Raw genomic sequence first — 8710 nt, forward strand, 5'->3', positions numbered from 1 at the left:
CCCTTCCCCCGGGACGGCACCGTCCCACCCGCCGCCGCCGACCCCGCGCTCTGAGCGCCGTGCTGGCCGCTCTCGGCGCGCTCGTCGTCGGGGCCGCGGGCGGAGCCTGGTGGCAGGCCTCGCGGAGCGACGACACCGCCGCGGTGGTGGCGCGCGCCGATCTCGCCGCGTTCCCCGACTGGCAGGGCGCGAGCGGGACCGCCGAGCTGGAGGACGCCGACGGCGCCCGCCGCCTGCACGTGCACCTCGACGCGCAGGGCGCGGACGACTCGTACCGGGAGGTCTGGCTCCTCGCCGCCGACGCCTCCGGGCTGGTCGGCCTCGGCGTGCTCGACGGGACCGACGGCGTCTTCGCCGTCCCCGAGGACGTCGACCTCGACGAGTACTCGCTCGTGGACGTCTCCCAGGAGCCGTTCGACGACGACCCGGAGCACTCCGGCGACTCGATCGTCCGCGGCTCCCTGCGCGAGGGCTGAGGCCTAGGCCGAGCGCTCCGCCAGCACGGCCGTGAGCGCCTGCACCGCGGCGGAGGGACGCGGCGCCGTGCAGACCGAGAGCTCCCAGACGAGCCCCGGCCAGTCGAGCGCGAGGGCCGTGACGCCCTCCAGCGGCTCGACGCCCGCGCGGGGCACGATCGCCGGACCCAGCCCCGCCTGCACGAAGCGGGGGATACCCGGCAGATCGGCGACCTCGGTGGCCACCCGGCGCGACGCCCCGGCCTCGCGGAAGGCGAGGTCGACGGCGACCCTGTTGCCGAAGCCGGCGGGCGTGTCCACGAAGGCGAGCCCGTCGAGGTCCTGCGGCGAGGGCGGTCCCGCCGCGGCGAGCGGGTGCGCGCTCTCCACCAGCAGGACGTAGTCGCTGCGCACCAGCCGGGTCACCGCCAGGCCCCGCAGCTGCGCCGCAGGCAGTGCCAGCAGGGCGGCGTCGAGCAGGCCGCGGCGCAGGTCCTCCGCGAGACCGGTCGAGCCGGTGGTCGAGGTGCGCAGGAGCAGGTCCACCAGCGGGTGCCGGGCGCGGAAGACTCCGAGCGCCCCGGGCAGGTCGACGAGGTCGAGGGCGGAGAAGGTGCCCACCCGCACCCGCCCGCGGAGCCCCGCCGCGTCGTCGGCCGCGAGCGAGCGCATCCGGTCGAGACTGTCGATCGCCGACCGGGCGGAGGGCAGGAGCGCCTCGCCGACCGCGGTGAGCGCCACTCGCCGTGTCGAGCGGGCGAACAGCGGCGAGCCGAGCTCCTGCTCGAGCGAGCGGATGCTCGCCGAGAGGGTCGACTGCACGACGAACAGGCGCGCGGCCGCCCGGGTGAAGCTGAGCTCCTCGGCGACGGCGACGAAGGCGGCGAGCTGGCGGTCGTCCATGCGTCCATTATCCGACCAGAGCGATCAATCCATCCGAGATCCTCCGTTGGACACGGATGACGGGTCGGAGCACTGTGGACACCGTGACCACCACCGAGCGCTCCCTCCCCTCCGTCCACCGCCGCGAGCTCCCGCACCGGCACGGCTTCTGGGTGATCGCCGCCGCCTTCCTCGCGGTGATGGCGTTCTCCACCGTGCCGACGCCGCTCTACGCGATCTACCAGCAGCGCGACGGCTTCCCGGCCTTCGTCGTCACCGTGGTCTTCGCCGCGTACGCGGTCGGAGTCGTGGCGAGCCTCTTCCTCGCCGGACACGTCAGCGACTGGCTCGGCCGCCGCCGGATCCTGCTCGCCTCGATCCTCGTCGAGGTCCTGGCGGCCGCGGTGTTCCTGCTCTGGCCGGACGTGCCCGGGCTGGTCCTCGCCCGCCTGCTCACCGGGCTCGGCGTCGGCGCGCTCACCGCGACGGCCACCGCCCACCTCTCGGAGCTGCGCGCCGTCGCCCGTCCGGAGGAGGGGCCGGGCACCTCCCGCGCCGTGTCCACCCTCGTCAACATGGGCGGGCTGGCGCTCGGCCCGCTCGTCGGCGGGGTGTTCGCCGTGACGGTGCGCGAGCCGCTGGTCGTTCCCTACGCCGTGTTCCTCGTCCTCCTGGTCGTCCTCGGGATCGGCGTCGCGCTCGTCCCCGAGACGGTCGAGCGGCGCGAGGTCCTCCCGGCCTACCGTCCGCAGCGCCTGGCCGTCCCGGCCGCGTCCCGCGGCGTCTTCCTCTCGGCCGCGGTCGGCGCGTTCGCCGGGTTCGCCGTGTTCGGCCTCTTCACCTCACTGGCGCCGACCTTCCTCGCCGGCCGCTTCGGCGAGACCTCCCACCTCGAGGCCGGCGCGGTCTCCTTCGGGGTCTTCGCCGCAGGAGCCCTCGCGCAGCTGGTCTCGACCCGGCTGTCCTCGCGGACGGCGCTCCGCCTCGCGGCCGTCGCGCTGACGGTCGGGCTGCTGCTGGTCGCGACCAGTGCCGTGATCGTCTCGGTGGCCGCCTTCATCGTCGGCGGGGTGCTCGCGGGAGCGGGCGTGGGCCTGCTCTTCCGCCTGGCGCTCGGAGTCGCCGGCTCGCTCGCCACCGACGAGACCCGCGGCGAGGTGCTCGCGGCCATGTTCCTCGCCGCATACCTCGGCCTCGCGGTACCGGTCCTGGCGATCGGAGCCGCGCTCGCGCTCCTGCCGGCCGTCCCGGTCCTGCTCGGCTTCGTCGCCGTCGTGCTCGTCCTGGTGCTCGCGGCGATCGCCCGGATGCGGCGCACCGCCTGACGCGAGCGGGGGAGGGGCCGCGCGCTGGACAATGGGGGCATGAAGCTCTTCTCGTTCGGACGCGGCGACGCGAACCCCCTCCCCTCCGACGACCGCGGCTCGGGCAGGCTCGACGACTACGACTACGAGCTGCGCCCGAAGTCGCGGCGCGGCGACACTCTCCTCCGCCTCGCCGACTCCCGCCCGCACCAGGACGAGATCGCGCGGGTGCTCGCCCTCGGCGAGGACGAGGTCACCGCCGTGATCCCGCGCCGCACCGCTGAGGAGGAGCGCGTGGACGCTCCGATGCCGGTCCGCCTGTTCGCGGCCCAGCGTCCCTCGGGGCTCGTCGGCCAGGTGCCGCGTGGTCTCGAGAACGTGGTCGAGGCCGCCCTCGCCCGGCTCTCGGAGGCGGGGAGGTCGCCCCGCGTCCCGGCCCGCATCGTGACGGCGAGGAGCGGGCTCCGCGTCGAGCTGCTGATGCACGAGACGCGGGGCTGACGGGCGGCAGGCCCGCCGGGTCGGCGCGGTCCATGGAGGAACCGCACCGCGGCTGATAGCATGAACCGGTTCCGAATCCGAAAGCGACCGCCGGTCGACCCAGGGTTCGAGCCACGGAGCAGGCCGGCAGGAAGCTGGTCCTCGGTGGTGGAGTCCCGGACAGCGGCAGCGTGCGACAGAGCACGAACCGCCTCGGCACGAGTCGCAGGCGGCACGTCCCGCTCGCGGCACAGGTCGCGACAGCCCGGAGCTCTTCTACTGGTGGCCAGCACGAACGCCCTCCACACGACGGCACGGCGCGAAGCCCTGCCGTGGGATCGTCTCGATTCCTGACCGGACCGCTGCTCCGACGAACGCCGGCGCCCAGAAGGGGCGCCGCTGCAGACGTTAAGGAGACAGACCTCTTGGAAGGTCCTGAAATCACATTCGCCGAAGCCGTTCTCGACAACGGCTCGTACGGCACCCGCACCGTCCGCTTCGAGACCGGCCGCCTCGCGCAGCAGGCTCAGGGCGCCGTCGCCGCGTACCTCGACGAGGACACCATGCTCCTCTCGGCCACGTCGGCCTCGAAGAACCCGAAGGACAACTTCGACTTCTTCCCGCTGACCGTCGACGTCGAGGAGCGCTCCTACGCCGCCGGCAAGATCCCCGGCTCGTTCTTCCGCCGGGAGGGCCGCCCCTCCACCGAGGCGATCCTGGTGTGCCGTCTGATCGACCGGCCGCTGCGCCCCTCGTTCGTCGAGGGCCTGCGCAACGAGGTCCAGATCGTCATCACGGTCCTCAGCATCGCGCCGGACGAGTTCTACGACGCCCTCGCGATCAACGCCGCGAGCGCCTCCACGCAGATCTCCGGCCTGCCGTTCTCCGGCCCGGTCGCCGGCGTCCGCCTCGCGCTCATGTCCGACGGCTCCGGCAACGACCAGTGGGTCGCCTTCCCCAAGGCCTCCCAGCTGGAGAACGCCGTCTTCGACCTCACCGTCGCGGGCCGCGTCGTCACCAACGAGGACGGCTCCTCGGACGTCGCCATCATGATGGTCGAGGCCGAGGCCACGGAGTCCTCCTGGAACCTCATCAAGGCGGGTGCGACCAAGCCCAGCGAGGACGTCGTCGCCGAGGGCCTCGAGGCCGCCAAGCCCTTCCTCCGCGCGCTCGTCGAGGCGCAGGCGAAGCTCGCCGCCGAGACCGCGAAGCCGGTCAAGGACTACCCCGTGTTCCTGCCCTACGCGCAGGAGACCTACGACAACGTCGCCGAGCTCAGCTACGACGAGCTCGTCCGCGTGTACCAGATCGCCGACAAGGTCGAGCGGCAGGACGCCGACGACGCCCTCAAGGCGCGCGTCAAGGAGCAGATCGCCGAGCGCATCGCCTCGGGCCAGCTCTCGGCCGAGGCCTACAACCAGGTCGGAGCGGCGTACAAGTCCGTCACGAAGGTGGTCGTCCGCGGCCGCATCCTCCGCGACGGCGTGCGCATCGACGGACGCGGCCTGGCCGACATCCGCCCGCTCGACGCCGAGGTGCAGGTCATCCCGCGCGTCCACGGCTCGGCCATCTTCCAGCGCGGCGAGACCCAGATCCTGGGCGTCACCACGCTGAACATGCTCAAGATGGAGCAGCAGATCGACTCGCTGTCGCCCGTCACCAAGAAGCGGTACCTGCACCACTACAACTTCCCGCCCTACTCGACCGGTGAGACCGGCCGCGTCGGATCGCCGAAGCGTCGCGAGATCGGGCACGGCTTCCTCGCCGAGCGCGCCCTCGTGCCGGTGCTGCCGAGCCGCGAGGAGTTCCCCTACGCGATCCGCCAGGTCTCCGAGGCGCTGAGCTCCAACGGCTCGACCTCGATGGGCTCGGTCTGCGCGTCGACCCTGTCGCTCCTCAACGCCGGTGTGCCGCTGCGCGCCCCGGTCGCGGGCATCGCGATGGGCCTCGTGTCCGACGTCGTCGACGGCCAGACCCGCTACGCGGCGCTGACCGACATCCTGGGCGCCGAGGACGCGCTCGGCGACATGGACTTCAAGGTCGCCGGAACCGCCGAGTTCGTCACGGCCATCCAGCTCGACACGAAGCTCGACGGCATCCCGTCGTCGGTGCTCGACGCCGCGCTCAAGCAGGCCAAGGACGCCCGCACCACGATCCTCGCGGTGCTCACGGCGGCCATCGACCAGCCCGACGAGATGGCCCCGACCGCGCCCCGCGTGATCTCGGTGCAGATCCCCGTCGACAAGATCGGCGAGCTGATCGGCCCCAAGGGCAAGACGATCAACGCGATCCAGGACGAGACCGGCGCCGACATCTCCATCGAGGAGGACGGCACCGTCTACATCGGAGCCGTCGACGGTCCGTCGGCCGAGGCCGCGCGTGCGCAGGTCAACGCCATCGCGAACCCGACCAACCCCGAGGTCGGCGAGCAGTTCCTCGGAACCGTCGTCAAGCTCGCGACCTTCGGCGCGTTCGTCTCGCTCCTCCCCGGCAAGGACGGACTGCTGCACATCAGCGAGGTCCGCAAGCTCGCCGGCGGCAAGCGCGTCGAGAACGTCGAGGACGTCCTCGGAGTCGGCCAGAAGCTGCTCGTCCAGATCACCAAGATCGACGACCGCGGCAAGCTGTCCCTCGCGCCCGTCGTGGCCGAGGAGGCCGAGGCCGAGGCTCCCGCCGAGAGCTGACCCCTCCTGCACGACCGTGACGCCCGTCCCACTCCGGTGGGGCGGGCGTCCGTCGTCGGCGGGGGCATGGGGTACGGTGGCGGGACCGCGCCGCACCGCCCCGACCGGAGGACTCCGTGACCGACCCGACGCCGCTGGCCACCGAGCCGGAGACGCCCCTCCTCTCACGCACCCTGGGTCGGACCGGCCTCCCCGTGCACCCGCTCGCCCTCGACGGCTCCGTCTTCGGCTGGGCCGCCGGGATCGACGACACCACCGAGGTGCTCGACGCGTTCGGCCGTCTCGGCGGCACAGTGATCTCGACGGCGGACCACTACGCGACCGGCCGGAGCGAGTACATGATCGGCCGCTGGCTCGAGCAGAGCGGGCTGCGCGAGCGGATGCTGGTCGCGACGAAGGTCGGCCGGCACCCGGACGCGCCGGGCCTGGCCCCGGAGGACGTCCGCATCGCGATCGAGGGGAGCCTCGAGCGGCTCGGCACCCGGATCGACCTGCTCTCGTTCGACAGCGAGGACCCCGGGATCCCCATCGCCGAGAGCCTGGCGGCGGTCGCGCCGTTCCTCGCGGACGGCTCGGTCGGCGCGCTGGGTGCCGCGCACTTCAGCGGAGCCGCGATCACGGCGCTGCACGAGACGGCGACCGCGTTCGCGCTGCCGTCGCTCTCGGCCGTCGTGTCGGAGTACAGCCTGATGGAGCGCCGGACCTACGAGGCCGACGTCGCCCCCGAGGTGGTGCGGCTCGAGCTGGGCACCCTCGCGCGGCTGCCCCTGGCGAGCGGCTACCTCACCGGCGCCCTGCGCAGCCGCACGGACGAGCCGGCGTCGGCCCTGTTCGAGGCGGGCCTGGACTACGTCGGCCGTCACGGCTCCCGCGTGCTCGCGGCCCTCGACGAGATCGCCGAGGCCCACGGCACGGAGCCCGGCGTGGTCGCGCTCGCCTGGGTGCTCTCGCACCAGGAGGTCTCAGCGGCGATCGTCCGGGCCCGGAACGCCGCGGAGCTCGAGTCGCTGTTCGCGGCGGCCGCCCTCCCGCTGACCCGGAGCGACATCGCTCAGCTGGACCGCGTCTCCGCCTGAGGCCCCCCGCCCACGCGGAACCGCTCGACTCGGGCGCCGCGCGAGGGGCCCGCGCCCCGGCCCGCGACGGAGCGGGGGGCACGACGCGGCGGGACTCAGCGGCGCAGGATGCGCGCCTCCCACGGGCCGAGCGTCGACCCGGTCGCACCGGCGACGTTGCCGAGGACCGTCTCGGCCTCCGCCCACTCCTCGAGGAGCGGCACCTCGATCGGCTCGCCGGACACGTTCCCGACGACGAGCAGCTCGCCCGGCCCGGTGCGGGTGAAGGCGAAGAGCGCGGGGTGCTCGGGCTCGAGGAGCGCGAACCGGCCCAGCTGCACCGTCTCGTCGGCGTGCCGCAGGGCGATCAGCGCCCGGTAGTACTCGAAGACCGACCGCTCGGCGGCCCGGTCGGCGGCGACGTTCACCTCGGCGGCGTTCGGGTTGACCGCGATCCACGGCTCGCCGGTCGTGAAGCCCGCCTGCGGGCCGTCGTCCCACTGCACCGGCGTGCGGGCGTTGTCGCGGCTCTGCGCGCGCAGCCCGGCGAGCACCGTCTCCGGGTCCTCGCCGCGCTCGTCGACCGCCTCGGCCCAGTAGTTCAGCGACTCGACGTCGCGGAAGTCCTCGATGCCGGCGAACGGGACGTTCGTCATCCCGATCTCGTCGCCCTGGTAGATGTACGGCGTGCCGCGCTGGAGGTGGAGGAGCGTGGCCCAGAGGGTGGCGGACTCGTAGCGGTGGGCGCCGTCGTCCCCGAAGCGGGAGACGAGCCGCGGCTGGTCGTGGTTGCCGAGGTACAGGCTGTTCCAGCCGCGCTCGGCCAGGCCGTCCTGCCAGCGGGCGAGGTTGGCCTTCAGACTGACCAGGTCCAGCGGCACCGGGTGGAACTTGTCGACCCCGTGGTCGATGCCGACGTGCTCGAACTGGAAGACCATGTCGAGCTCGCGGCGCTCGGGATCCGTCACGAGCACGGCCTCCTCGAGGGTGACCCCGGGCATCTCGCCGACGGTGAGGAAGGAGCCCTCGCGGTGCGCGAACACGGCCTCGTGCATCTCGCGGAGGTACTCGTGGAGCCGCGGACCCACTCCTCCGACGATGCCGGCGCCGCCCTGCTCGCCGTCGATCGCTCCGACGTCCTTCGAGACGAGGTTGATCACGTCCATCCGGAAGCCGTCCACTCCGCGGTCGAGCCAGCGGTTCATCATCGCGTGCACCGCGTGCCGCACCTCGGGGTTCTCCCAGTTGAGGTCCGGCTGCTGCACCGCGAAGAGGTGGAGGAAGTACTCGTCGGTCGCCGGGTCGAGCGTCCAGGCCGGGCCGGAGAAGTAGGAGCGCCAGCCGTTCGGCTCGGCGACGTCGAGGCCGGCGCCGGCGGCCGCCTCGAGCTCGCGGCCGGCCTCGGCCGAGCGGCGCCCGCGGCGCCACCAGTACCAGTCGCGCTTCGGGTCCTCCTGCGAGGAGCGGGACTCGACGAACCAGGCGTGCTCGTCGCTCGTGTGGTTGACCACGAGGTCCATCACGATGCGGATCCCGCGCTCGTGGGCCTCCGCGAGGAGCAGGTCGAACTCCTCCAGCGTGCCGAACCGCGGGTCGATGTCCTCGTAGTCCGAGATGTCGTAGCCGTTGTCGTGCTGCGGCGACGGGTAGACCGGCGAGAGCCAGATCACGTCGACCCCCAGGTCGGCGAGGTGGTCGAGCTTCGATCGGATGCCGCCCAGGTCGCCGATGCCGTCGCCGTTCGAGTCGGCGAACGAGCGCGGGTAGATCTGGTAGACGACGGCGCTCGTCCACCAGGGCGCGGACGTCTCCCGCTCGGGGGAGCCGGCGGTCGGGGAGGGGGTCGGGGC

7 protein-coding genes are annotated in these 8710 nt (G+C 73.1%); 5 read left to right on the forward strand and 2 right to left on the reverse strand.

What is annotated here, in order from left to right; genetic code table 11:
- Positions 1-476 (forward strand): anti-sigma factor (locus tag C5D44_RS17265; RefSeq protein WP_146088091.1); only part of this gene is annotated, 476 nt, incomplete at its 5' end.
- Between the two features lie 3 nt (positions 477-479).
- Here the strand turns inward: C5D44_RS17265 and C5D44_RS17270 are convergent.
- Complete coding sequence (locus tag C5D44_RS17270; protein ID WP_104282366.1) at positions 480-1358, reverse strand: LysR family transcriptional regulator; 879 nt, start codon at positions 1356-1358, stop codon at positions 480-482.
- Positions 1359-1441: 83 nt separating this feature from the next.
- On the opposite strand from C5D44_RS17270, the gene C5D44_RS17275 reads away from it, so the two are divergent.
- The 4 genes from C5D44_RS17275 (at position 1442) to C5D44_RS17290 (ending at position 6881) form a co-directional block, all read left to right on the forward strand.
- Positions 1442-2662 (forward strand): MFS transporter, encoded by a 1221-nt coding sequence (locus C5D44_RS17275; protein WP_258068039.1) that lies wholly within the window; start codon positions 1442-1444, stop codon positions 2660-2662.
- 39 nt (positions 2663-2701) lie between these two features.
- Positions 2702-3142, forward strand: a complete 441-nt coding sequence (locus tag C5D44_RS17280) for a hypothetical protein (protein ID WP_104276128.1) — start codon at positions 2702-2704, stop codon at positions 3140-3142.
- 404 nt (positions 3143-3546) lie between these two features.
- Positions 3547-5805 (forward strand): polyribonucleotide nucleotidyltransferase, encoded by a 2259-nt coding sequence (locus tag C5D44_RS17285; RefSeq protein ID WP_104226293.1) that lies wholly within the window; start codon positions 3547-3549, stop codon positions 5803-5805.
- A gap of 116 nt (positions 5806-5921) precedes the next feature.
- Positions 5922-6881 (forward strand): aldo/keto reductase, encoded by a 960-nt coding sequence (locus C5D44_RS17290; protein ID WP_104282368.1) that lies wholly within the window; start codon positions 5922-5924, stop codon positions 6879-6881.
- A gap of 95 nt (positions 6882-6976) precedes the next feature.
- On the opposite strand, the gene C5D44_RS17295 is transcribed toward C5D44_RS17290, so the two are convergent.
- Positions 6977-8629 (reverse strand): alpha-glucosidase, encoded by a 1653-nt coding sequence (locus tag C5D44_RS17295; RefSeq protein ID WP_104282369.1) that lies wholly within the window; start codon positions 8627-8629, stop codon positions 6977-6979.
- Positions 8630-8710 lie beyond the last annotated feature (81 nt).

Origin of the sequence: Rathayibacter sp. AY1B5 (genome assembly GCF_002932795.1) — a bacterium.
Classification (GTDB): Bacteria; Actinomycetota; Actinomycetes; order Actinomycetales; family Microbacteriaceae; genus Rathayibacter.